This window comes from Lysinibacillus sp. FSL W8-0992 (genome assembly GCF_038008685.1).
GTDB lineage: Bacteria > Bacillota > Bacilli > Bacillales_A > Planococcaceae > Lysinibacillus.
The window spans coordinates 3,591,393-3,616,579 of record NZ_JBBOZQ010000001.1 but is presented as its reverse complement, the minus strand read 5'-3'; the positions used below and the strand labels follow the sequence as shown (position 1 = coordinate 3,616,579).

Sequence of the window (25,187 nt, the reverse complement as noted above, 5' to 3'; positions counted from 1 at the left end):
GGACACTATGCATCGCGGAAAAGGAATGAAATTTGTCGGCGATTCTCGTATTAAAGCGAATCACAGAATGCCGAACGTTCCAAAGGATTATTCCGAATATCCAGGTAAAACTGAAGCTTTCTGGCCGAACTTCTTACTAAAAGAATGGATGGTAGGTGCTGTTTTCTTAATCGCTTATTTATTGTTAACAGTCGCTCACCCATCTCCACTTGAAGGGCCAGCTGATCCAACAAGAGCATACACGCCATTACCGGACTGGTACTTCTTATTCATGTACCAACTCTTAAAATACTCATTTGCTTCTGGTCCATATAATGTTATCGGAGCAATTGTCATTCCAGGTCTAGCATTTGGAGCGCTATTATTAATGCCATTTTTAGATAAGAGTCCAGAACGCCGTCCGTCTAAACGCCCGTTACCAACTGCGTTTATGTTATTAACATTGGCTGCTATGTTCTATTTAACTTGGGAGTCAGTTGTAAATCATGACTGGGAAGCTCAAAAAATTCAAGGTGCTATCGTGGAAACTGTAGAGTTCGATAAAGGCTCAGAAGGTTACCAAATCTATGCTGGCTCTGCATGTATTACATGTCATGGTGAAGGCTTAGAAGGTGGTGCTGGTGCGCCAACACTTATGAATACAGGCTTAACAGCTGATGAAATTAAAGACATTGCCCACAATGGTTCACCAAGTGGTAAAATGCCAGCAGGTTTATGGACAGGATCTGATGAAGATCTTCAAAAGCTAGCTGAATTTATCGAAAGCTTAAAAGCTGAATAATGTTAAAAAGAGTCGGGAAACTGACTCTTTTTTTCTAGCTTTTATTAAACATTTAGCACATAGGTTTGATATAATTAATTAGGAAAGTCTATGGATACAACTTTATTTTGCAATGAGCCACTTGTTGTAACTTAAAAGTGCCATAGAGGCTTAGCCGCCAAAAAATACATAAAAGTTAAAGAAAAAGACATCTTAGTATGGACGGATAGTAAAGGAGTTTTAATCATGCAAATGACACGTGCAAATATTTGGTACCTCCTTACGCATAAAACATTTTTAATAGTATTACTACTTATTAACTTATTAGGAACGATTTACGGCTATTATTGGTATGGCTGGCAATTAGCGATTACGAAGCCGATTTTTTATATTTTTGTACCAGATAGTCCGACTGCTAGTTTGTTTTTTTGTTTTGTGCTGTTGGCATGGATATTAGGAAAAAGATGGCCATTAATGGAAGTGTTAGCACTTGTCACATTAGTTAAATATGGTATTTGGGCAGATGTAATGAATCTCTGGACTCTCGTTGAAACAGGCTACATCGGCTGGCAAGGCTGGATGCTTATCGGCTCACATTTTGCGATGGCATTCCAAGGCGTCCTTTACATCGGTAAATATGTATTTTCATATTGGCATGTTGTGGTTGCAGCTGTATGGACATTGCATAATGATGTCATAGACTATGTATTTGGGCAAATGCCAATGTATCGTGATTTAGCTGAATATACAAGTGCCATTGGATATTTTACTTTTTGGTTATCAATTGCTTGTATTTTTATCGCTATTTTCTCAATTAGGTGGCGCAAATATTTGCCCAATTAGGGAAATCTCTATAGAATTATAGTATCGAGGTAGAAAGGGGTTAGAAAATTGTCAACAGGCATGTATATTGTTTATTTTGCGATTATTATGCTACTGCCATTGTACGCTCAAATGAAGGTAAAAGGTACGTATAATAAGTTTGCAAAGGAACGTACCATGAAGGGACAAACTGGTGCTGAGGTAGCAAGGGCGATCTTAGATGCGAACGGCTTGTACGATGTGCGAGTTGTGCCAACACAAGGTGTGTTATCTGATCACTACAACCCTGCGACAAAAACAGTCGCATTATCAGAAAGTAACTTTTATGAGGCAAGTGTAGCAGGTGCAGCAGTTGCTGCCCACGAAGTAGGCCATGCGATACAGCATAAAGAGGCATATTCAATGCTTACTTTACGTAGTAAGCTAGTTCCAGTTGCGAATATTTCATCAAACGCATCTTGGGTTTTCGTTATGATCGGGATTTTTTCAGGTTTATCTAATATGTTATTGTTAGGTATCGTCTTATTAGCAGCAGGCGTAGTGTTCCAATTAGTAACATTACCAGTTGAGTTCGACGCATCAAAGCGTGCCCTCGTGCAAATGAATTCACTTGGTATTATTACGAATGAAGAGGAACGTCCAGCACGTAAAGTGTTAAGTGCCGCTGCGTTAACTTATGTAGCTGCTGCAGCAGTAGCTGTTTTAGAATTATTACGATTAATTTTAATCTTTACAAATATGCGTAATGACGACTAAGAAAAACTTGTTATAGTGGGATGACCACTATAACAAGCTTTTTTATTTGTATGATAAATCGCCGGTAGGACAGGGGAAATCGCCGATAGAAGTCCATGAATCGCCGGTAGGACAGGGGAAATCGCCGATAGATATCCATGAACCTGTTGAAAGCAACCGCCGTAGCGTACAATATCGTGTTTAGCAATAAAAAGTGTTAGATTGAATTAGCATCAATCTAACACTTTTGCTCTTTTGCCTATTCTTAATGTAATGGTTGTTTTTGATCGTCGAGCGTGAAGCCTTCTCCAGCAACATCTCGAACTTCAGAAATAGAGACGAAGGCATGAGGATCGACCTCATGGATAATTGATTTTAAACGTACAACTTCATTGCGTCCAACAACGCAGTATATCACTTCTTTTTCCTGCTTAGTAAAGTGACCATGTCCTTCTAAAATCGTCACGCCTCTTTCCATACGTAACGAAATCAAATCTGCAATTGTGCTAGACTTCTCCGAAATAATGAGTGCTCCGCGCCCTGCATAGGCTCCGTCTTGAACAAAATCGATGACGCGTGCGCCTACGAACACTGCGACAAGCGTATACATCATAGAACGTGCATCTAAAAATGTTAGCCATGATAATAGTATAACAATAGCATCGAACATGAACATTGTTTTCCCCATACTCCAGCCTAGATATTTATGGCCTAGACGTGCTAATATATCCACACCGCCCGTAGTGCCACCATAGCGGAAAACAATACCGAGCCCTAGTCCAACGAAAACACCCGCAAACAATGCTACGAGGAATAAATCATCCTCTAAGTGAATTGTGAACTGATATTTCTGAAAGATTTTCAGGAAGATGGATACTGAAATTGTACCTATTAATGTGTAAATAAAAGATTTTTTACCAAGTAGACGCCAACCTAAAATAAACATTGGAATATTCAATATTAAATTAAGTAATGCAGGATCCCAACCTAGTGTAAAATAAAGAACAAGGGTAATCCCACTAAAACCACCTTCACCTAGCTGATTTTGCATGTTAAAGTGTACAAAACCAAAGCTAAAAATGGCTGCTCCGAGCATTATTGCGATAATATTACGAATTCTGATCTGTTTAAACATAAGACCTCCTGTAATTCCTAACTATGAAGTAGTGGTTTTATTATCTGTTATTTTATTGTTTTTGACAACAATGGTGTAAATTTTATACGATGGTAAATAGGAGTGTGATATTGGATGACAGAACAGATAACGATGCAAGCCTTGCAAAAACGTGTGGATGATTATATAGGGCAATTTAAGGAAGGTTATTTCCCTCCTTTTGAACTACTCGCACGTTTAACGGAGGAGCTTGGAGAATTGTCACGCGAAGTGCAAGACGTTTACGGACAGAAAAAGAAAAAAAGCACTGAAGAAACGAATAGTATTGAAGAAGAATTAGGTGACTTTTTCTTTGTTTTAGTATGCTTTGCTAATGCACAAGGTATAAAATTAGATGAGGCACTTTTACGCGTCATACATAAATTTGAAACGAGAGATAAGGATCGCTGGACAAGAAAGGAAGAGGAATAATGTCGATTCGTGTAGCAATTGCAGGGCCAAGAGGAAAAATGGGAGCTGAAGCTGTACATACAGTTATGAAACATGCCAAAATGGAGTTAGTAGCTGTACTAGATTATAAAGAGGTTGGCCAGACATTAGCTGATTTAGAAATGTTCCCAGCAAGCTATACAGCACCAATATTTACAGATATGAACGAGCTAGTAGAAGCGACTGCCCCTGACGTTTTAGTAGATTTAACGAATCCACATGCAGTATACAATCATACAAAAGAGGCTTTAAATTTAAATGTACGACCAGTTATTGGCACAACTGGTTTTACAGATGCTCAGCTTGAAGAATTATCAGCACTTGCTAATGAGAAGGAGTTAGGCTGCATTATCGCACCAAACTTTGCAATTGGGGCAATCCTGATGATGAAATTTGCTAAAGAAGCAGCAAAATACTTACCAGATGTAGAAATCATTGAAATGCACCATGACCAAAAGTTGGATGCGCCATCTGGTACTGGTGTCAAAACAGCACAACTAATCCAAGAGGTGCGAGCACAAAAAACGCAAGGTCATCCACAGGAAAAAGAAACGATTGAAGGAGCAAGAGGGGCTGATTTTGATGGTATGCGAATTCATTCTGTTCGCTTACCTGGTTTAGTGGCACATCAGCAAGTATTGTTTGGAGGAGACGGTCAACTATTAACAATCCGTCATGACTCATTAAATCGTAACTCCTTTATGTCCGGTGTTGCATTTTGTGTAGAAGAAGTTATGAAAATGGATCAGCTAGTTTATGGTTTAGAAAACATCATCTAAAGAACGGATGGAAAATTTATGAAAATCGCATTAATTGCACATGATCGCAAAAAAGATAATCTAGTACAGTTTGCTATCGCTTACCGTGATATTTTAAATGAACATACACTTTATGCAACAGGTACAACAGGGCAACGTGTTATGGAAGCTACAAGCTTAGAGGTTACACGTTTTCGCTCGGGTCCCCTTGGTGGGGATCAACAAATTGGCGCAATGATTGCCAATAATGATATGGATATGGTCATTTTTTTCCGTGACCCCTTAACAGCGCAACCACATGAGCCGGATGTTTCTGCACTTATCCGTCTTTGTGATGTTTACCAAGTGCCACTGGCAACAAATATGGGAACTGCAGAAATACTACTAAAAGGCCTACAAGAGGGCTTTGTGGATTGGAGACTGATTCAAGAAAGACGAGACTAAAAGACGTGAATTTAGAAAGGATGATTATCGAATGAGAAAGCTAAAAATCGGCATTACCTGTTATCCAACAGTTGGAGGCTCTGGTGTTATTGCAACAGAATTAGGAAAAATGCTTGCAGAGAGAGGGCACGAAATTCATTTCATCACCTCAAGCGTACCATTTCGATTGAATAAAATTTATCCGACCGTCTTTTTCCATGAAGTAGAAGTGAACAATTATTCAGTATTTCAGTATTCGCCGTATGATATTGCATTAGCGAGTAAAATGGCGGACGTGATTAAAGATGAAGGGTTAGACGTACTACATGTACATTATGCAATCCCACATGCCGTATGTGCGGTGCTAGCCCGAGAAATGAGTGGGCAAAATATTGGTATTGTGACAACACTCCATGGCACGGATATTTCCGTACTTGGACAGGATTCTACGCTGTCACAAGCTATCAAATATGGTATTGATAAGTCTGATATTGTAACTGCAGTTTCAGAGTCACTAAAAGAACAAACCTACGAACTTATTGATACTGTAAAGCCAATTGAAACGATTTATAACTTCGTGGATGAGCGTGTCTATCGTCCGCAAGATGCTGGTAATTTAAAAGAGCAGTTTGGCATTCAAGAAGATGAAAAAGTCATCATTCATGTTTCTAACTTCCGTAAAATTAAGAACCTCCCTCATATTATTGATGCGTTTATGAAAATCCGAGGAAATATAAAAGCGAAGCTATTGTTAGTAGGGGATGGACCCGAAAAGCATCGTGTGATGGATCAAGTAAAAGAAAGCCCGTATGTCAAGGACGTCTTATTTTTAGGTAAACAAGAAAATTTAGATGAATTGTACGCTATTAGTGATCTGAAGCTATTACTGTCACAACAGGAATCTTTTGGACTTGTATTGCTTGAAGCAATGGCTTGTGGTGTGCCATGTATTGGTACGACCGTTGGTGGAATACCAGAAGTCATTGATCATGGTGTAGATGGCTATTTAGTGGAATTAGGCGATACGGATGCTGTTGCTGACTATGCTGTACAGTTATTGAACGATGAAGATAAGCTACTTCGTTTCCGCGAAGCAGCGATGCGAGCAGTTAGTGAAAAATTCCACTCATCTAAAATTGTCGAGCAGTATGAACAACTGTATGAAAAGGTTGCTGAAAAAAACCATGCAAAACAATAAAGAATGGCAAGCTGCTTTCTCAGTTATTGAACAATTAGAGGAAGCAGGCTTTGAGGCAGTTGTCGTAGGCGGAGCTGTGCGAGACGCCCTATTAAATCGTCAAGCACATGATGTAGACGTAGCGACAAATGCATTGCCACAAGAAGTTAAAACTGTTTTTAATCGTACCGTTGATATTGGTATTCAACATGGCACCGTGCTAGTTCTTGAGCCAACAGCACCAGTTGAAGTTACAACGTATCGCACAGATGGAGAGTATACTGATCATCGAAGACCAGAGGAAGTCCATTTTGTAAGGTCCCTGAAAGAGGATTTACAGCGCCGTGATTTTACGATGAATGCAATAGCTATGCGTCGAGATGGCACGTTTGTAGATTATTATAATGGGCAGCGTGATATTGAGGCTGGCGTTATTCGAGCAGTAGGAGAAGCAAAAGTGCGTTTTGCTGAGGATGCCTTACGAATGCTAAGGGCTGTGCGTTTTTCAGCACAGCTTGGCTTTACGATCGAAGCTAAGACACTTCAGGCAATACAGGAAAAGGCTTCAGATATTGCCTGGGTTGCCAAAGAGCGCATTAAGGCTGAACTTGATAAGCTGTGGGTAGGGAAAGATGTTTATAATGGCATTAAAAAGCTTGAAGAAAGTGGATTAGTGTCCTATTTGCAAGGTGACTTCCAAGTCGAACAATGGAAAGGCTTTTCTGTACAAAATGCAACTTGCGGTTGGGCGTATTTTGCTCTTATACAAGGTGACCAATGGCAGGAAGTGTTGCGTGCCTATCGTTTATCGAATAAGGAAATGGCATTTGTTAAGGCTGTTTTAGGTGCATTCCATGCGTTACAAAAGGGCTGGACAAGTATGGACTATTTTACGTATTCGCTAGAGGAGCTCGAAGCGGCACAATACTTTGCACAGTTGAAAGAGCTAATGAACCACTCGCAGCAAAGCATACGGGAGGTTCAGGCAAGCTTACCAATAAGACATCGCCAAGAGCTTGTAGTGAATGGAATGGATTTATTGCAATGGTCAGGACAAAAACGGGGACCATGGTTAAAAGAAGCTTTACAATTAATTTTAACGGCCGTTGTGAATGGGGAACTTACTAATGAGCAAAACCACATTAAGGATTGGTTTGCGCGCGAGTATGACCTTAAAGAATAAATAGTTGATTATATAATGAAAATAGTGCAAGTGACAAAAAGTGACCATTGAAATTACGTCATTACAAGGTCACTTGCTTTATCTTTTTGTTAGCATTTTGAGTGAAAACTAGAAACGATTTATACATAAACAAAATTTCAATCAAGGTGGGGTGGATGATGATTGACCATCTAATAGGAGAGAGAGTTATACTGAGAGAGTTAGAGCAACACGATTGGAAAGCTGTACATGAATATGCATCTCAACCAATTGTTTGCCAATATCAACCATGGGGTCCTAATTCCGAAAAAGAGTCATATGAGTTTGTCACGCAAGTAATGTTGGAAGCTACAAACATGCCAAGAAGTCGCTTTGTTTTTGCTGTTATGGAAAAGGAACGGTTAATCGGTGCTGGGGAAATTAATATTCGAGATTTTACGAATAGACAAGGTGAGATTGGATATATTATTCACCCAGACTATTGGGCAAAGGGGTATGCTACAGAAGTATCGAAGCTACTAATTGAATTTGGATTTAGTACATTAAATTTACACCGTATTTTTGCAACTTGTGACCCGAGAAATTTAGGCTCTGCAAAAGTGTTAGAAAAAATCGGCATGACTCAAGAAGGTAAATTACGACAAGATTTGTTATTAAGAGATGGCTGGCGAGATTCCCTTTTATACAGTATTTTAAAGCATGAATGGTAAATCTTATTGCATCTCTTGCTAACGAGACAAGTTCGTTATAGATGATATATTTGAAATGCCACTGTTGTGATTAGGTGCAATGAAGAAAAATACTAAAGGATTGGTTTGAGTATGAGTATGTCCATGAAGGATGAAATTTTAAAAAGATTATTAGCAGCTAGCGGTGAGGCAGTTTCAGGACAAGACTTGGCAGATTCACTAGGGGTGTCACGTACTGCAATTTGGAAGCATATGCAGACGTTACAGGAGGAAGGCTACACTTTTGAAACGGTTAAGAAAAAAGGCTATGTGTTAACTGGTGTGCCGAATAGCTTAAGTCCAACACAATTAGAATTATTTTTAAAAACAGAGCGGTTAGGACGACAAATTCACTATTTTGATGTCGTGGATTCTACACAATCAATTGCGCATAAGCTAGCACAAGAAGGTGCCCCAGATGGAACGATTGTTATTGGTGAAGAACAAACGGCAGGGCGTGGTCGCATGTCTAGACCATGGGAATCAGCAAAAGGTACAGGTATTTGGATGACCATTATTTTACGACCTGATGTATCACCACAGCAAGCATCTTCATTTACACTTGTCGTTGCCGTTGCAGTTACAATGGCCATTAAAACATTATATAAACATGTAGAGCCTGCAATAAAATGGCCAAATGATTTACTTATAAACGGCAAAAAATGTACGGGGATTTTAACAGAAATGCAGGCAGAGGCAGACCTTGTACAAGCATTACTTGTCGGGATTGGTATCAATGCTAACCAGCAAGAAAAAGATTTTTCTCCTGACATCGCAAATATTGCCACATCGCTACGCATAGCTGCAGGAGAAGAAATTAATCGTGCTGCACTTGTCGCAACGATTTTACAATATTTAGAGCAGTTTACTGAGCTATTCGTAAAAGAGGGCTTCTCCAGTATTAAAGAGCTATGGGAGCAAATGTCATGCACAATAGGACAACGTATCGAAGTGACGACTTTACGAGAACGTTTTGAAGGCATTGCTAGCGGCATTACAGATGAAGGTGTGCTACAGCTAACATTAAATGATGGTACAATTCGAACAATTTATTCGGGGGATATTAAAATTTTATAAAAAATTAAATTACTCGACAATGCTTTTTGAAACAGGGGTAAAAGATAACTCTAGCGAAAAGCGACCGTTGTACCGGCCATGCCATCAACGGCATAGCAAAAAAGAGTTAGATTGATTGCAATCAATCTAACTCTTTTTCTATTTTATCCCAGCATCTTGTTATCATTTTAGAGATAATGCTATATCTCCATGTAAAAGTGAAACGCTTAGCTGATTTTCTCCTGCAAGGAGCTGAGAAACCTTACTATTTTGCGAACTATCATTTACTGAAATATCTCCGAAGCTTGTATTCAATTCGAAACCTACATCACTTTTTTTATTGTCTAAGTGTAGTAAAGTATCTCCAAAGCTAGAGGTGATGTTGGATTGACCGTTCAGTGTCCCATTAATAGTAATATCCCCATGTTCACTTTCAACAACAAGACCGCTACTTTTAAATTGCTTGAGTGTTAAATCACCGAAAGACTGAGTAATCTCGGTTTTTTCTCCTGCAATATTCTTCAGTAGAATATCTCCATAATCTTCATTAAGGCTTAATTGCTTGTAATCGAATCCTTTAAGCGTTGTATCGCCAAAATTACTGTCAATAACTATGGAATTTAATTTTGTATCTTTTGGAACAGTAATTTTTATGGAAGGTGATTTGAATGTCCCGATGCCAATCGTCATACCGCTTTTTCTTTTACTTTTCGTTTCAACTGTCAAAGTGCCATCTTTCATACTATAAGTTACGTCCGTATTTTTCATAACGTTTGTTTCTAATGTATAGCTATCTGACTGAAGTATTTCAACATCCCCGTAGTCATTGTTTATGTGTAGATCTGTAAATGCTTCAAGTGCATAAAAATTATTTTCGAGCCCATTTTTAGCTGGGACAGTGAAGCCGTTATCTTCTTTTATGATAAACCATCTTCCTCCAGAGGAAAAACCAATTACGGCAAGTAAAATACCTAAAGTAATCATACTAAGCGCAATGAGCTTAGATCTCGAAATCATCTAAAATCCCCCTTTACGCTTTTTTGTAATTTTACGGAATAAACTTGCCAATACTTCCACACAAACAAGACCAATTTTCTTAATCAAGCGTGCTACGGCAGGGAAAAGTAAAACACCCAATCCTGTAACAATTAGTCCTATTCCCATAAAGAGCAATGCTGTTGGCCAGTGCTCTGTTAAAACAAAGAAGCCTGCAATGAGTGCCACAACACCGCCTAAAAAGATGCTTAGAACTGTTGCAACAATCGCCACAACAACGCTAAAAATGACTGCTCCAACCGATATCATAAGTGCTACCGCAACTGCTAGTATTGGTAAAGATAATGGTGCCGACAATATTGCAAGAATAATGAGCCAAATAGCGGTCATATTTTTCTTTGTAGAAGCGGGTGTTGCATCTAAGTCCTTTAAAGCAAAGTCAGCCATTATTTGTGAAGCAACAACAGAGGGAGAACCTAGTTGTGAAATGACTTGCTGCTCATTTTCTGCGCCTGCTTCATCAAAATACTCTTCATAATAGACAAGCGCAGCATTTAGCTCATGCGCAGGAAGCCGACTTAATTTGCCTCGTAGCTTTTTTAAATAGCTTACTCTATCCATCTAATTTCCCTCCTAAAAGTACACAGTCAACTTTTTGCTTATACATTTGCCACTCCTGTAAAAGCTCTAGCAATCGTATACGCCCTTGCTCGGTTATTTGATAATACCGTCTATTTCTCCCTTGGTAGGGCTGGTCATATGTTGTTAGGTAGTTTGCTTTTTGTAAACGGCGTAAAACCGGATACAGCGTTGATTCGGATATATCCATCACAGATTGTACCTGCTGTGTTAATGAGTAGCCGTATGCATCTTCCTTATCAACAATCGCAAGTACACAAGCATCGAGTAATGCGGAGCCTAGCTGAAATGTCATCTTTCCACCTCACATTCAATTACCTATACAAGGTTTTATATTATATGCTGTATAGTATGCTGATAGTATATGACGTATAATATGTGTTTGTCAATTTTTGTGAAAAAAATGTTCGAACGAAATACTAGGGGACGTCCATTGCTAGAAAAAAATATTTGAAGATTAATTGGAATCTGTTATAGTAGTGCTGAAGGGCAGTATCCTTTGTGAACGGCACCTTCAAAAGCAATTTACAAATTACAACAAATATCTGCCTTGATCTTTATAGACAGGGACGGAAGAAAACGATGCGTTCAAAATTTAACTTGATTCAGTAGAAATAGCCTAACTATAAAAGTTGAAATGGCTGGTTTCTATTTGTTTAAATGAAGTTAAAACCTCATCGTCATATCACGGATTTTTAGTTGCATAGCAAACAAAATCCTGCTGGTATGTTAACAACAATGAGGTAAAACGGTTCTGAACGAACACATGACCTTTCTGTCCATTTTAAGGAATAGAAAGGTCTTTTTGTTTTTTTCCTTAAAAAAAGGAGGACTACACAATGAAGACGACATCAGATTTTTTAAAAATGAAAGCAGCAGGAGAGAAAATCGTTATGTTAACGGCGTACGATTACCCTTCCGCAACATTTGCAGAAGAAGCAGGCGTTGAAATGATTCTCGTAGGGGATTCGCTTGGAATGGTAGTGCTTGGTTATCCTTCAACGATGCCAGTTACCGTAGCGGATATGGTTCACCATGCAAAAGCTGTCCGTCGTGGGGCAAAAAATACGTTTGTTATCGTGGATATGCCATTTGGGTCTTATCAAGGTGATATTAACGACACTTTAAAAACTGCGGTATCTATGATGCAGGAGACTGGTGCAGATGCTCTTAAGCTAGAGGGTGCAGGGGATGTACTGCCGGTTATAAGTAAATTAACATCAGCAGGGATCCCAGTCGTTGCGCACTTAGGCTTGCAACCGCAATTAGCAGGAGTGCTTGGGGGCTATAAGGTACAAGGGAAGACAGCCGAACAGGCAAAACAACTTATTGAGGATGCCAAAAAGTGTGAAGCTGCTGGCGCTTGTGCAATTGTATTAGAATGTATTCCACACCAGCTAACAGAGCTAGTTTCCGCTGCACTAATTATTCCTACGATTGGCATTGGCGCTGGACTTGAAGCAGATGGACAAGTGTTAGTTTTCCATGACATGCTTAGCTATGGATCACATCATGTACCAAAATTTGTGGAACGCTATGCCGATATGGGAAGTGAAGCAAGTAGTGGTATTGCTAATTTTGTAAATGCAGTGAAGACTGGGACATTCCCTACATTAAACCACTCCTTCACGATGAAGGATGAAGCATTGGATCAGTTATACGGAGGCGTTAAATAAATGAAAGTCATCATGACAATCGAAGCACTAACTGCAGAAATTCAAACAGCTAAGAAAGCGCAAAAAACAATTGGTTTAGTGCCAACGATGGGTTATTTGCATGAAGGCCATTTAACATTAGCGTCAAAAGCACGTGTAGAAAATGACCTTGTTGTTATGAGTATTTTCGTTAATCCGACGCAATTTGGTCCAAACGAGGACTTTGAAAGTTATCCTCGTGATTTAGAACGAGACACGGCTTTAGCACGATCTGTAGGTGTAGATATTGTTTTTGCACCAAGTGTTGAAGAAATATATCCGCATAATGGTGGTATTCGCATCTATGCAGGCGAGCAGGCAACAATTTTATGTGGCGCAAGCCGACCAGGGCATTTTGATGGCGTATTACAGGTCGTATCAATTTTATTTCACTTAACTCAGCCAACCCGTGCGTATTTCGGTCAAAAGGATGCACAGCAAGCGGCTATTATCGCTACGATGATACGTGATTATCATTTCCCGTTAGAAATGCGTGTCGTGCCTATCGTACGTGAGGAGGATGGCTTAGCAAAATCTTCGCGCAATGTCTATTTGAATGCTAAAGATCGTAGTGAAGCACCGGCTATATATGAGGCTTTACAGCTTGCTAGAGATAGCTTTCTAGCAAATGGTGATGCAACTGGGGCACTGGCAAAAGCAAAGGCGCACATCACTGCACGCACACATGGAAAAATTGATTATATTGAATTATTGGCTTACCCAGACCTACTACCAGTAACAGCTCAAACGGAACAAGTCCTTTTAGCAGCTGCTGTCTATATCGGTCAAACGCGATTAATCGATAATTGTATCTTTAATGTGAAAGAAGGAAAATAACATGTTACGAATGATGATGAATAGCAAAATCCACCGTGCTACTGTAACGGAAGCGGATTTAAATTATGTAGGATCCATCACAATCGATGAGGATATTTTAGATGCAGTTGGTATGCTACCAAACGAAAAAGTGCATATCGTAAATAATAATAATGGTGCTCGCTTTGAAACTTATATTATTGCAGGTGAGCGTGGCTCAGGTGTTATTTGTGTAAATGGTGCAGCAGCGCGCCTTGTACAACGCGGAGACATCGTCATTATTATCTCTTATGTTTATGTGGATAATGCAGAGGCAAAAGAACATAAACCAACTGTAGCGATTATGGGAGAAGGTAATACAATAAAAGAAATGATTGCCTACGAGCCTGAAGCCACTATATTGTAGTGCCAGTCACTCACACAATTCTGGAACAATTCTGAAATCAAGCAGCACTGCAAGTAAGAAAATTTATTATAACTAAGTAAAAATCCACGAAGACTCCTGCGGAATAACACACAATGTAAGACGCAACAGGCGGCGCGATAGCGACGGTTGCGGCTTACATTGTGCCCGCCGGAAAGCGAAGTGGATTTTTACGCTTTTAGAAGCCTACGTTTTGCTAGTTGTCTATGTAAAAGTGCCAGTCACTCATACAATTCTGAAACAATTTTGAAATTAAGCAGCACTGCAAGTAGGAAAATTTATTATAACTAAGTAAAAATCCACGAAGACTCCTGCGGGAATAGCACGCAATGTAAGACGCAAAAGGCGGCGCGATAGCGACGGTTGCGGCTTACATTGTGCCCGCGGAAAGTGAAGTGGATTTTTACGCTTTTAGAAGCCTATGTTTTGCTAGTTGTCTATGTAAAAGTGTCAGGCACTCACACAATTCTGAAACAATTTTGGAATTATGTAAAAGTGCCAGTCACTCAAACAATTTTCAAACAATTTTAAGGAGTTTTATGGAAAAACATTAGCGAAAAAGCGTTTTCTTTCATCCAAGATGGTGGAAGGATGACCAGCGCGATGAATTTATGATAAAATTCATCTATCTAATGTGAACTGTGAGTTGAGATGTATGATGGAAAGTCAAAAGTATGCAATTGTTGATTTGGAGACGACAGGTCATTCTCCAGCAAATGGTGACCGTATGATTCAAATTGCCATTGTAATTATGAAGGATTGGGAAATAGAACGAACTTATACAAAATTTATTCATCCAGGTAAATCTATTCCGTCCTTTATTCAAGATTTAACGCATATTACGGACGAGGATGTCAAAGATGCCTTGCCGTTCGAGGCACATGCGGACTACATATATGAATTGATTGCCGATTGTGTTTTTGTCGCGCATAATACCGATTTTGACTTATCCTTTTTACAAGCAGAATTCAAACGAGCTGGTTTACCGAAATGGCATGGTAAGAAAATGGATACGGTAGAGCTAGCAAAAATTTTATTCCCTATGTCACTTAGTTTTAAGCTAGGTGATTTAGCAGCGGATTTAAATATTGAACTTGAAAATGCACATAGAGCGGACGATGACGCACTTGCAACAGCTGAGCTTTTTAAACGTAGTTGGAATGAGCTTCTAAACCTTCCGCAGCTAACGCTTGAACAAATGCATAAACGCTCGTTCCGTTTAAAATCTAATTTATCCCAGCTTTTCTTTGAGGCACTACAAATAAAACGCCATCAAAGTTCGACTGATGAACATATTACCTACTATCGCAATTTTGCGATTTGTGATGGTCGTCAAAAACAGGTTTTTAAACCGGAACTAGCACCTTATCCTCAAACGGCAAAAGACAAAGAAGCGATGATGACAAAGGCTATGCCTAACTTCGAGCAACGACCTGCTCAATTTGCAATGATGGATACGATTTGGCAAGCATTAAACAGGAAAGAAGAATGTATTATCGAGGCTTCTACAGGCATCGGTAAAACGGTTGGTTATCTTTTACCTTGTATTTTATATGCACGAGCGCACAATAAAAAGATAGCGATTAGTACGTATACAGCACATTTACAGGAGCAGCTTGTAGAAGAGGAACTACCAAAAATCGAAAAAATTCTTGGCACAAAAGTAAATGTTGCTGTACTTAAAGGCATGCAACATTATATTGACCTCGCACGCTTTGAGCAATGTATAGCATATGCAGATGAATCATATGACGATACCTTTACAATTTTACAATTGCTAGTATGGCTGACAAAAACCCAAACTGGTGTGTTAAGTGAACTTAATGTTTCTGGTGGAGGACAGCTATTTTTAGAAAAAATCCGCAAAATACCTGACGAAAAATCGACAAAAGGCTTTGATTTCTACGAGCAAGCATTAAAAAATAGTGCAACAGCGGATTGCATCGTGACGAATCACTCGATGGTAATTAGTGATTTAGTTCGTCAAACGCCAATTTTTACACAAATCGATGGTTGGATTATTGACGAAGCCCATCAAGTTATTCAAGCAGCTATGCAACAGGATGAAACGGTCTTTTCATATACACAATGGAAATATGTTTTTGGCCAAATTGGTACAATGGAAGAAACAGCTCTCTTTCAGCAATTTAGTCAGGCTGCAAAGAAGAAGCAGCGCATTCCGATGCAAAGCTTACAGCAACTAGATAAACAATTTATACGTCTACAGCGTGTGTTTGACGAAACAATCCAGCGTGTAGTACAAAAAGTACAACAGCAAATTAAAGGCAAACAAACAAGTAGCAAGTGTACACTGTTTTTAGAGGATGTATTACTTGCAAAAGAGCCACTTTTACAAGTAAGCAAACTATTACAGCAATGGCTAGACCTTGCAGTAGATGCTGGCAAAGCTTTTGAAAATAATATTGAGCAATTAGACAAAAATGAAGTATTTATATTATCCGAGTGGCATTATTGGATTCGTGAAATGAAGCTAAGAATTGCTGAATGGGAGGAAATTTTCCTTTTACCACAAGATGATAATTCAGTGTGGTTTGAGTTTGATTTGCGCAGTGTACCAGGGAGTCTACATGTTTATAAAAAGCCAGTAAATGTCACACCAATAATTGAAAAGGTACTTGCACCACTCCGTAACCAAGCAAGTATCGTCTGGACTTCAGGAACATTAACTGTACCAGGCAATGAACGTTTTATTACACGGCAGCTAGGTATTTCAGACAGTGTGCATGTCGTACAGTTACAGGCACCTCCTTCGTATTATGCAGGTGCAAAGGCGTTTATCGTCACAGATATGCCGGACATTCAAAAAGTTACACAGGCGGAATATATTGAGGCAGTTGCGCACGCCATTACACGTACAGTTCGCATGACAGAAGGCCGCTGCTTTGTCTTATTTACTGCACAAGATATGCTGCGAAAAACAGTTGAACTAATACAAGATAGTGAACTACTCGATGACTATATGCTCTTTGCACAAGGTGTTACAGGTGGTAGTCGGATGCGTATTCTCAAATCGTTTCAGAAATTTAGCCAGGCAGTGTTATTTGGAACAAATAGCTTTTGGGAAGGAGTAGATGTCCCAGGTGACGCACTATCTTCCGTAATCGTTGTACGCCTGCCATTCTCTTCTCCAGAGGAGCCAGTGTTCAAGGCACGTGCCAAACACCTTACAATGCAAGGGCGCAACTCCTTTACGGAGCTGTCTTTACCTGAAGCAATTATGCGTTTTAAGCAAGGTTTTGGCCGATTAATCCGTTCTTCGCAAGATAAGGGCGCATTTATTGTGTTAGATCGTCGTATTAGCTCAAAATCGTATGGAAAAGAATTTATTGATGCATTACCACCAATAGATGTGAGAAAACTACAATTACCAGAGCTTTTAAAAGAATTAAGTAATTGGCAAAAATAATAAAAGTCCCTTTTAGCATTATGCTAGAAGGGATTTTTAATAATTGGTGCAAAGAGGTGGCTTTTTCATTGTCATTAAAGTGCCTGCAATAGACCATAACAGCAAGAATGAGGACGAAATGACTGTTGAACCCCTGTTAAGATGATATCTATCACGTATAGGGGGATTAAATATGACGACAATAAAAACATTCAATGCATTACATGCCGCACAAGATTTATTATTATTAGGGAATGCCTGGGATTTACTATCTGCATTAACACTAGAAAAAGCAGGATTTAAAGCAATTGGTACTACAAGCTGGGGAATTGCGAATTCGCTCGGTTATGCAGATGGAGAATGTATAGATTTTAATAGACATTTAGCTATAATTAAAGCGATTACGGATAATGTAAATATCCCAGTTTCAGCAGATATTGAGGCAGGGTATGGAAGCGATACGAAAACAATTTTGGATAATGTATTAAGAACAGCAGATATTGGTGTAGCAGGTATCAATATTGAGGATTCACTAAAACAACAAAAAGGGCTAAGAAATATGAATGAACATTGCTCCCTGTTAGAAAAAATGAGAACAATGTTAGATCAGCATGGCTATAAAGACTTTTTTATTAATGCAAGGACAGATACATATTTTCAAACAGAGCAGCCATTTTTGGATACAATGACAAGAGCAAAGGCATATGTGGACAGTGGTGCTAGTGGAATTTTTATACCAGGGCTGATAGATCATGAAGAAATAAAAGAAATTACTTCAGCTATAGATGCTCCCATTAATTTAATGTCGTTACCAGGTTTAACGAATTGTCAGACGCTACAAGAATTAGGCGTTAAACGTTTTAGCTTTGGCAATGCATTATCAGATACAATCATTGCTTATTTGACAAAAAATGCGACACAGTTAGTCGAGACGAGAGATACGTCATTTTTATATGAAAAATAGCTGAAGCAAGGAGGCATTTAATGGACAGTACCGTAAATCTTTCATTTGATGAAATGTGGGAGAAAATAATGGCTTGTGATCGAACTTATGATGGATTATTTTTTACGGCAGTGAAAACGACAAAAATTTATTGTCGTCCCTCGTGCAGGTCAAGAAAACCGAAAAAAATAAATGTAGCATTTTACGATGATATAACAAAGGTTGAGCAAGCAGGCTTTCGTGCTTGCAAACGGTGTCAACCTGAAGTTGAGCACTCTCCACATGCGCAACTTATCAAAGCGGTTACATCATTTTTAATGAAAGAATACAAGCAATCGCTTACGTTGCAACATATTGCCAATCATGTTGGGATAAGCCCATTCCATCTTGAACGATTATTTAAACAAGCAACGGCTGAAACCCCACGAACTTATTTAGAAAAAATAAGAATTGATAAAGCAGCACATTTACTAAAGAGTACAAATTTAACCATTTTAGAAATTTGCTTTGAAACTGGATTTCGCAGTTCTTCTAATTTTTACAAAGTTTTTCGTCGCCAAAAAGATTGCTCTCCTACTGAATATCGAAGCCTTCAATATAAGGAGCTATGAATATGAAACAGTCAGATGAAAAATGCCACATCGAGCTAAGTACGCCAATGCTATTTAACTATGATGAATGCTTATTATTTTTAGCTAGATCCGATCAAGAAGTACTGCATACGATAAAAGATAAAATTTTATACAAATTACTAAAAATTAATAATGAATTCATCCTATGTAAAATTGGCTATAGCGCACAAAAGATTCAGGTTCACTTTCCACTCAAAACGCCTTCTAAAGCTGCTGTTGAACAAGTGATAGCTTATATAAGGGAATGGTTCGACTTAGATCGAAACTTGGCGCCTTTTTATAACATGGCACAACAAGATGCTATTTTGCAACAACCTGTAAAAAAATATTATGGATTACGGATAATAGGTATTCCTGATTTATTTGAAGCACTTGTATGGGCGATTATCGGACAACAAATAAATTTAACATTCGCCTATACACTAAAAAAACGATTTGTTGAACATTTTGGTGAAAGTGTGACGTATAAAGGGGAAACCTATTTAGTATTTCCAACATGTGAAAAAATCGCGTCTTTAGAAGTAGAAGATGTAAAAGCATTACAATTTACTGTTCGAAAAGCCGAATATATAATTACAATTGCACAAGCGATGGCAAGTGGTGAATTAAATAAAGAAAAATTGTTGAAGGAACAAAATCGTACGAGCATGAAGAAATTTCTTATGGCAATAAGAGGAGTCGGAGCATGGACTGCGGATTATGTCCTAATGAAATGTTTTCATGATCCAACCTCGTTTCCTATTGCAGATGTAGGGCTTCATAATGCCTTGAAAATGCAACTAGCATTAGATCGAAAACCGACAATAGATGAATTAAAAGAGTTTGAAGCACAATGGCAAGGGTGGCAAGCATATGCAACCTTTTATTTATGGAGGTCATTATATGACAAAGTATAAAGTGGATTACAATTCTCCTATCGGTATTATAGAAATTATAGGAAGTGATAAAGCTGTTTGTTCAATTATGTTTTCCGAGCGACAACAAATAATAAATATCCAAAATGATTCAACACCGAAAATTTTACTTGATTGCCTAAAGCAATTGGATGAATATTTTCAAGGACAACGTTTTACTTTTACTTTTCCATATAGCGTTGAAGGCACCAACTTTCAAAACCGAGTATGGCAAGCATTGACTAATATAGGATACGCTGAAATAGGGACTTATAAAACGATTGCCATGTCAATTGGCAATGAAAAAGCGATAAGAGCTGTTGGCAATGCAAATGGCAAAAATAAATTAAGCATTGTTATTCCTTGTCATCGTATTATTGGCTCAAATGGTACTTTAACTGGTTATGCTGGCGGTTTATGGCGGAAAGAATGGTTACTTCAGCATGAAAAGTCATTTCATAAAGGTAAATAACGAGTACTAAATATTAAGCGCTAATAGATTTATTAGTGCTTTTTGTATGCTCTTTTGCAGTTATGGACTAGCAAAGCGTACCTTTGTATAAAAAAACAGTTATTGCGAAAAATAAGACCGTCATTATGAGTGTTGTAAATAACTTACATGACACATTGGCCAATGGTCAGTTTGCCATTAGTCATAGCAAAGTGTTGCATTTTACAATGGTGAAGGTTTATCTTTGCCAGACATGTGATTTGCTTCGCCACACTATAGAAGAAAGGAGGTACTACGAATGGGTGTATTATATAGGATTGCCTTAGTTCTCGTAATTATTGGTGCAATTAACTGGGGACTAATAGGATTTTTTAGATTTGATTTAGTCGCCTATTTATTTGGTGGACAAACAGCGGTATTGTCTAGATGGGTATATGCGCTTGTCGGACTAGCTGGACTTGTATCAATTCCAATTCTCATGAAGCGTTTGGATGAGGATGCGGACTTCGATCCACATACTCGTATTAATAGCAATCCGAGTTATGGTATGGAGGCTGGGGAAGAAGCAGATTTCACAGATGTTCCAAAAACGAACAAAAAAGATATAAATAACAAGAAAAAGTAAGCACTAAAAAACTGATGGCCAAGTTGGTACATCAGTTTTTTAGTAACAAATAGCCGTCTCATATGCACAGTGAGACGGCTTGTATTTCTAGTCGTTATTACTAGGAAAAGCAAAGGATGATGCAGATTCTGTAGTATCTTCAAACCACTTTTCGGAAATTGTTTTAGCTTTCGTAAAGAAGCGGACTTGGTCTGGTCCAAACATATGACCTTCACCAAATTTTGAACGTTTCCAGCCCCCAAAATTATGGTAGCCGACAGGTATTGGGATAGGCACGTTTACGCCAACCATACCCACTTCAATTTCAGAAGTGAATTTACGAGCAGCTGCTCCATTATTTGTAAAGATAGTTACGCCGTTTCCTAACTCGTGATTATTAATTAAATCAATAGCTTCCTCCAATGTTTGCACACGTACGACATTACGAGCAGGTCCGAATACTTCTTGCTCATAAATTTCCATACCTGGTTTTACGTGATCCAATAATGTTGGGCCTAAATAAAAACCATTAGATTTTTTCGAAATTTCTGGTTGACGACCATCGCATACGATAGTAGCACCTTCTTTAAGACTGCGTTCAATAAAGCCTATGATAGCATCTTTCGATTGTTGAGTAATAACAGGACCAAAATCAACTTCTTTGTCAGTATAAGGTCCTACTTTTAAAGCTGAAATTTTATCAGCTAATATTTTTACAAGCTTTTCAGCTGTAGTTTCGCCAACTGGAATGATTGTAGAAATGGCCATACATCGTTGTGATGCAGCACCATAAGCTGCACCTAAAAAGGCATTGGCAACTTGTTCTAAATCTGCATCAGGCATAACAACCATATTGTTTTTGCCACCACCTAATGCTGTGACACGTTTCCCATGTTTAGAGCCTGTTGCATAAATATATTCAGCAACTGGTGTTGATCCGACAAATGAAATAGCCTCAATGGAAGGATTCGTTAAAAGCTCATTGACTGTATCCTTGTCACCATTAATGACTGTCCAAATCCCATCTGGTAAACCTGCTTCCTTCCAAAGCTCTGATAAAAAGAGTGCAGAGCAAGGAACACGCTCAGACGGTTTTAAAATAACGGCATTCCCTACAGCAACTGCCATACTTGTAATAGCAAGTGGAACCATCACGGGGAAATTAAAAGGGGAAATCGCTGCAACAACGCCAAGTGGTGCTTTTGCAGAATATGCATTAATATTCCCACCTACATTAACTGAATATTCGCCTTTTACTAAATGAGGGGCATTGATTGCCAAGTCAACTGACTCTAAGCCTCTTGTAATTTCACCTTTGGCATCTTCAATCGTTTTCCCGCTTTCTGTACAAATCAAGTCGATTAATTCATCCATGCGTGCTGTTAGTAATTGCCGAAACTTCAACACAATTTCAGCACGTTTCCCAACGGAAAGTCCGCGCCAAGCTGGAAATGCATTTTTAGCACTAACGATTGCCGCTTGCACTTCTTCTTTTGTTGCAAGAGGGACACGTGCAATTACTGCTCCTGTACTAGGGTTATATACATTAGAAAAGTTCCCACTTTTGCCAACGACAATTTCCCCATTAATAAAATGCCCTAATTCTTTTAAGCCTGTATTCGTTACCATCCTAAACATTCCTCCTTCAATTCTAGCAATGATGAACTATTCAATTTATAGCAATACTACTAAAACCTATTACCAGTTATTAAAGCTGCGCTTATTTGCAACAGATGGCGTTTACTCCATTATTACTTTATATGAATAGCTTAATTGTTTTAGAAGGACAATCTATTGATTGAAAATTCAGATATAAATATTGAAAGGAGTACCATACTACAAACTACAATTAATGATGTGTTAACACATCTTCTATTAAAAAAGCTAAGTAGAGATTTGTTTTTGTAAATGGATTTGTTAAATCCATATCTAAAAGCACTTCTATTTTTTTAATTTTGTAAAGGACGGTATTACGATGTATAAATTGTCGTTCGCTTATTTTACTCGTACTGCCATTTTCCTCAAGAAAAATGCGTAAAAATGCTACATAATCCGTGTTGTGTAGCTCATCGTAGCGATGTAATTGACCTAATATATCTTGGCTAAAGGATTGCATTAATGGTTGGTTTTGAACGGCCATAATAATTTGATAGGCGCCAATATCTTTATATTTGTATAGGAATCGGTTGTTATGAAGCTGAGCTAATTGGATTACAGTTAATGATTCTTCATAGCTTTTACGTATATTTTCGTGCTCTTTTTGATAGTTTCCTTTACCGATAATCATATCGAGGGTGCCATTTTTTTGTTTAATTTTATCATAGATTTCTTCAACAATTTTCGAGAAGGGGATGTTCGGTGTATTGATTTGTGCCCTATCAATTAAAAAAATGAGGTGATTTTTATACTTTAGTTTTAAAAACCGTTTATAGCGATGTTGAAATGCAAATTGGACCATGACCTCATATCTGTCAATGCTAGACTGGGAGCCTATCGTTGAGCAAGTGATGATGGCAAGCTCTCTACCTTGTGGGAATCCGAGTTGCGCTAGTTGTTCTTTTGTCGTGTCCATATGTTTTTTATAGTGAAAAAGTAAATTATAAAGGACCTTTTCTTCGATGGAATGCTCTTGATGATGGTTCGCAATAAATTGAAAAGTAGTTTTTAATAAATCAGCTATTCGACAATGCCAAGGCATTTGAAAAACAGGGAAATCATGCTCGTTAGCAAAAGTAATGATCGACTGTGGAATAGCAGAAATATAAGGGCCTATGTTAATAATAAAGCCTGCTACTTTTTTTGCGTAAGCTAACTTAACGAGTTGTTCTAAGGAATCTTCTTGCTGTGATAAGTTAATACCTGTAGTGACGACTAGTTCATTTGGTCGGCAAAACATAATTAAATCAATGCTTTCTACTACGTTAATACCGGTAACTCTGCGATGTGCTCCACTTTGTCCAGCTACTAATGTCAGCATAGGGAATTGAACTCCCTCCACAATTTTGCGAATCGTTCCCATAGTTTCCCCCCTTAATATGAACATAACTTACCATATATCATGTGCAGATGCACATATTTTTTTAGTTTTATATCCATATCTCGTAAATTTTATCTAATTTAGAATGTTTATTAACTACTGTGAAAGAGAGGACTTGCATATGTATAAATGTAATAGTAGACGATTGCAAGATTCAATTGAACAATTTAGTCAGTTTGGGGCTACTATAAACGGTGGCGTAACACGTTTGTCTCTTTCGAATGAGGATGTTTTAGCTAGGGATTATTTTTGCAAGTGTTGCGAGGAATTAGGTATGGAAATCAAGGTGGATGATATGGCCAATATCTATGCCCTTCTACCAGGAAAAAAAGAAGTTCCTCCAATTGTCATGGGATCACATTTAGATTCTGTTGAAAAGGGTGGCAAGTTTGATGGTGTTTTAGGTGTTTTAACAGCTTTAGAAGCGATTAGAACATTGAAGGACAACGATGTAGAGCTAGATGTACCATTAATGATTGTTAATTTTACAAATGAAGAAGGTGCTCGCTTTGATCCAGCGATGATGAGCTCAGGCGTAATTGCTTCAAAATTTGAGAAGGACAAAATGCTACAGTCGGTTGATAAAAATGGCATGTCCTTTCAAGAGGCATTAAAAGCTAGTGGTTATGAGGGTTACCCGCAGCATCGTTTAAAAGAAGCACTCGCTTATATCGAACTCCATATTGAACAAGGGCCAGTACTAGAAGCGAAGCAATTAGAAATTGGCGTTGTCCAAGGTGTACTTGGAATGGTATGTTATGAAATTACTATCACAGGTGAATCTAATCATGCTGGCACGACCCCTATGTCAATGCGCAAAGATCCGATGATTGTTGCAGCAAAAACAATGTTGTCTTTATATGAACAGCTTGGGGAAATTGACGAACAATTAGTGTTTACGTTTGGACGAATGAATGTTTTCCCTAATATTCATACCGTTATTCCAAATAAAGTGACATTTACAATTGATTCGCGTCATCAAAAGCCTGATGTAATGCAAAGAGTTGAAGAAATCTTGAATGCCTTACCGACAGAGGATATGGGTTGCCGCATACAGCCAGTTAAACTTTGGGGTAGAGATACGGTAATGTTTGATACACAAATTTGTGATGAAATCGAAATGTCATGCCAGCGCTTTGGTTATAGCGCTCATCGAATGTTTAGTGGTGCAGGACATGATGCGCAATATATAGCTAATATGATTCCTTCAGCAATGATTTTTGTACCGAGTATTCATGGTAAGAGTCATTGCGAGGAGGAGGAAACATCGTTTGAAGATTGCGCAAAAGGAGCAGATGTACTACTTGAAACGGTACTAACAATGCAAACGAAATTTAGTATAGGGGCATCGTATACGTTAAATTAATTTTACTAGAATATTAATAGATAAGTACATTTGACCATGACGGACTCAGCTGTGCTAAGTGC

26 protein-coding genes are annotated in these 25,187 nt (G+C 38.4%); 20 read left to right on the top strand and 6 right to left on the bottom strand.

The annotated features are described in order from the left end of the window. Window positions 1–7 precede the first annotated feature (7 nt). From NSQ74_RS18160 to NSQ74_RS18150, 3 genes are all read left to right on the top strand, one after another. A complete protein-coding gene (locus tag NSQ74_RS18160) occupies window positions 8–781 on the top strand; it encodes a menaquinol-cytochrome c reductase cytochrome b/c subunit (RefSeq protein ID WP_340825191.1) in 774 nt (257 codons plus the stop codon). Between the two features lie 225 nt (window positions 782–1,006). Continuing rightward, a complete protein-coding gene (locus NSQ74_RS18155; protein WP_340825189.1) occupies window positions 1,007–1,603 on the top strand; it encodes a DUF1405 domain-containing protein in 597 nt (198 codons plus the stop codon). A gap of 60 nt (window positions 1,604–1,663) precedes the next feature. Next, window positions 1,664–2,338 carry a zinc metallopeptidase gene (locus tag NSQ74_RS18150; RefSeq protein ID WP_340826499.1) on the top strand — a complete coding sequence of 225 codons (675 nt, stop codon included), beginning with the start codon at window positions 1,664–1,666 and terminating at the stop codon, window positions 2,336–2,338. A gap of 244 nt (window positions 2,339–2,582) precedes the next feature. Here the strand turns inward: NSQ74_RS18150 and NSQ74_RS18145 are convergent, their stop codons facing one another. Beyond that, the gene (locus NSQ74_RS18145) at window positions 2,583–3,452 is read right to left on the bottom strand and encodes a YitT family protein (protein WP_340825188.1); all 870 of its coding nucleotides are present in this window, start codon (window positions 3,450–3,452) and stop codon (window positions 2,583–2,585) included. Between the two features lie 114 nt (window positions 3,453–3,566). On the opposite strand from NSQ74_RS18145, the gene NSQ74_RS18140 reads away from it, so the two are divergent. The 7 genes from NSQ74_RS18140 to NSQ74_RS18110 all read left to right on the top strand — a co-directional run bounded on the left by NSQ74_RS18140 (window position 3,567) and on the right by NSQ74_RS18110 (window position 9,245). After that, a complete protein-coding gene (locus tag NSQ74_RS18140; protein WP_024364257.1) occupies window positions 3,567–3,902 on the top strand; it encodes a nucleotide pyrophosphohydrolase in 336 nt (111 codons plus the stop codon). Next, a complete protein-coding gene (gene dapB, locus NSQ74_RS18135) occupies window positions 3,902–4,699 on the top strand; it encodes a 4-hydroxy-tetrahydrodipicolinate reductase (protein ID WP_340825187.1) in 798 nt (265 codons plus the stop codon). Before NSQ74_RS18140 ends, dapB begins: the two co-directional genes overlap by 1 nt. A gap of 18 nt (window positions 4,700–4,717) precedes the next feature. Further along, a complete protein-coding gene (mgsA, locus tag NSQ74_RS18130) occupies window positions 4,718–5,122 on the top strand; it encodes a methylglyoxal synthase (protein ID WP_340825186.1) in 405 nt (134 codons plus the stop codon). A 31-nt stretch (window positions 5,123–5,153) separates the two neighbouring features. Further along, window positions 5,154–6,299, top strand: a complete 1,146-nt coding sequence (gene bshA, locus NSQ74_RS18125) for an N-acetyl-alpha-D-glucosaminyl L-malate synthase BshA (RefSeq protein WP_340825185.1) — start codon at window positions 5,154–5,156, stop codon at window positions 6,297–6,299. Then, on the top strand, window positions 6,286–7,461 hold the full coding sequence (locus NSQ74_RS18120; protein WP_340825183.1) for a CCA tRNA nucleotidyltransferase: 1,176 nt from the start codon (window positions 6,286–6,288) through the stop codon (window positions 7,459–7,461). The genes bshA and NSQ74_RS18120 overlap by 14 nt, the downstream gene beginning before the upstream one ends. A 158-nt stretch (window positions 7,462–7,619) precedes the next feature. Beyond that, window positions 7,620–8,150: a GNAT family N-acetyltransferase gene (locus NSQ74_RS18115; protein WP_340826498.1), complete on the top strand. Its 531-nt coding sequence runs from the start codon at window positions 7,620–7,622 to the stop codon at window positions 8,148–8,150. A gap of 111 nt (window positions 8,151–8,261) precedes the next feature. Beyond that, window positions 8,262–9,245 (top strand): biotin--[acetyl-CoA-carboxylase] ligase, encoded by a 984-nt coding sequence (locus NSQ74_RS18110; protein WP_340825182.1) that lies wholly within the window; start codon window positions 8,262–8,264, stop codon window positions 9,243–9,245. A gap of 162 nt (window positions 9,246–9,407) precedes the next feature. Here NSQ74_RS18110 and NSQ74_RS18105 read toward each other — a convergent pair whose 3' ends face one another. Genes NSQ74_RS18105 through NSQ74_RS18095 form a run of 3 tightly spaced genes read right to left on the bottom strand, consistent with a single transcriptional unit; the run spans window position 9,408 to window position 11,154 of the window. After that, window positions 9,408–10,241 carry a DUF4097 family beta strand repeat-containing protein gene (locus tag NSQ74_RS18105; protein WP_340825180.1) on the bottom strand — a complete coding sequence of 278 codons (834 nt, stop codon included), beginning with the start codon at window positions 10,239–10,241 and terminating at the stop codon, window positions 9,408–9,410. Further along, complete coding sequence (locus NSQ74_RS18100) at window positions 10,242–10,841, bottom strand: DUF1700 domain-containing protein (RefSeq protein ID WP_340825178.1); 600 nt, start codon at window positions 10,839–10,841, stop codon at window positions 10,242–10,244. Then, on the bottom strand, window positions 10,834–11,154 hold the full coding sequence (locus tag NSQ74_RS18095; protein ID WP_173478483.1) for a PadR family transcriptional regulator: 321 nt from the start codon (window positions 11,152–11,154) through the stop codon (window positions 10,834–10,836). The genes NSQ74_RS18100 and NSQ74_RS18095 overlap by 8 nt, the downstream gene beginning before the upstream one ends. A 544-nt stretch (window positions 11,155–11,698) precedes the next feature. Between NSQ74_RS18095 and panB the strand changes: the two genes are divergently transcribed. The 9 genes from panB to NSQ74_RS18050 all read left to right on the top strand — a co-directional run bounded on the left by panB (window position 11,699) and on the right by NSQ74_RS18050 (window position 20,743). After that, entirely contained in the window at window positions 11,699–12,535 is an 837-nt protein-coding gene (panB, locus tag NSQ74_RS18090) for a 3-methyl-2-oxobutanoate hydroxymethyltransferase (RefSeq protein WP_340825175.1), read from the top strand. Next, window positions 12,536–13,390 carry a pantoate--beta-alanine ligase gene (gene panC, locus NSQ74_RS18085; RefSeq protein ID WP_340825173.1) on the top strand — a complete coding sequence of 285 codons (855 nt, stop codon included), beginning with the start codon at window positions 12,536–12,538 and terminating at the stop codon, window positions 13,388–13,390. It begins immediately after the preceding gene. A 1-nt stretch (window position 13,391) separates the two neighbouring features. Then, window positions 13,392–13,775 carry an aspartate 1-decarboxylase gene (gene panD / locus NSQ74_RS18080; RefSeq protein WP_340825172.1) on the top strand — a complete coding sequence of 128 codons (384 nt, stop codon included), beginning with the start codon at window positions 13,392–13,394 and terminating at the stop codon, window positions 13,773–13,775. A gap of 673 nt (window positions 13,776–14,448) precedes the next feature. Next, window positions 14,449–17,220 carry an ATP-dependent DNA helicase DinG gene (gene dinG / locus NSQ74_RS18075; protein WP_340825171.1) on the top strand — a complete coding sequence of 924 codons (2,772 nt, stop codon included), beginning with the start codon at window positions 14,449–14,451 and terminating at the stop codon, window positions 17,218–17,220. A 172-nt stretch (window positions 17,221–17,392) separates the two neighbouring features. Continuing rightward, complete coding sequence (locus NSQ74_RS18070; RefSeq protein WP_340825170.1) at window positions 17,393–18,163, top strand: isocitrate lyase/PEP mutase family protein; 771 nt, start codon at window positions 17,393–17,395, stop codon at window positions 18,161–18,163. A 20-nt stretch (window positions 18,164–18,183) separates the two neighbouring features. After that, on the top strand, window positions 18,184–18,753 hold the full coding sequence (locus NSQ74_RS18065; RefSeq protein ID WP_340825169.1) for a bifunctional transcriptional activator/DNA repair enzyme AdaA: 570 nt from the start codon (window positions 18,184–18,186) through the stop codon (window positions 18,751–18,753). A 2-nt stretch (window positions 18,754–18,755) separates the two neighbouring features. Then, the gene (locus NSQ74_RS18060) at window positions 18,756–19,670 is read left to right on the top strand and encodes a DNA-3-methyladenine glycosylase family protein (RefSeq protein ID WP_340825168.1); all 915 of its coding nucleotides are present in this window, start codon (window positions 18,756–18,758) and stop codon (window positions 19,668–19,670) included. Then, window positions 19,657–20,139 (top strand): methylated-DNA--[protein]-cysteine S-methyltransferase, encoded by a 483-nt coding sequence (locus NSQ74_RS18055; RefSeq protein ID WP_340825167.1) that lies wholly within the window; start codon window positions 19,657–19,659, stop codon window positions 20,137–20,139. Before NSQ74_RS18060 ends, NSQ74_RS18055 begins: the two co-directional genes overlap by 14 nt. Window positions 20,140–20,416: 277 nt before the next feature. Then, complete coding sequence (locus NSQ74_RS18050; RefSeq protein ID WP_340825165.1) at window positions 20,417–20,743, top strand: DUF378 domain-containing protein; 327 nt, start codon at window positions 20,417–20,419, stop codon at window positions 20,741–20,743. Window positions 20,744–20,830: 87 nt separating this feature from the next. Here the strand turns inward: NSQ74_RS18050 and NSQ74_RS18045 are convergent, their stop codons facing one another. Both NSQ74_RS18045 and NSQ74_RS18040 read right to left on the bottom strand, forming a co-directional pair. Beyond that, window positions 20,831–22,351 (bottom strand): CoA-acylating methylmalonate-semialdehyde dehydrogenase, encoded by a 1,521-nt coding sequence (locus NSQ74_RS18045; protein WP_340825164.1) that lies wholly within the window; start codon window positions 22,349–22,351, stop codon window positions 20,831–20,833. 220 nt (window positions 22,352–22,571) lie between these two features. Then, entirely contained in the window at window positions 22,572–23,741 is a 1,170-nt protein-coding gene (locus NSQ74_RS18040) for a PucR family transcriptional regulator (RefSeq protein ID WP_340825163.1), read from the bottom strand. Window positions 23,742–23,880: 139 nt separating this feature from the next. Between NSQ74_RS18040 and NSQ74_RS18035 the strand changes: the two genes are divergently transcribed. Continuing rightward, on the top strand, window positions 23,881–25,125 hold the full coding sequence (locus NSQ74_RS18035; RefSeq protein ID WP_340825161.1) for a Zn-dependent hydrolase: 1,245 nt from the start codon (window positions 23,881–23,883) through the stop codon (window positions 25,123–25,125). Window positions 25,126–25,187 lie beyond the last annotated feature (62 nt).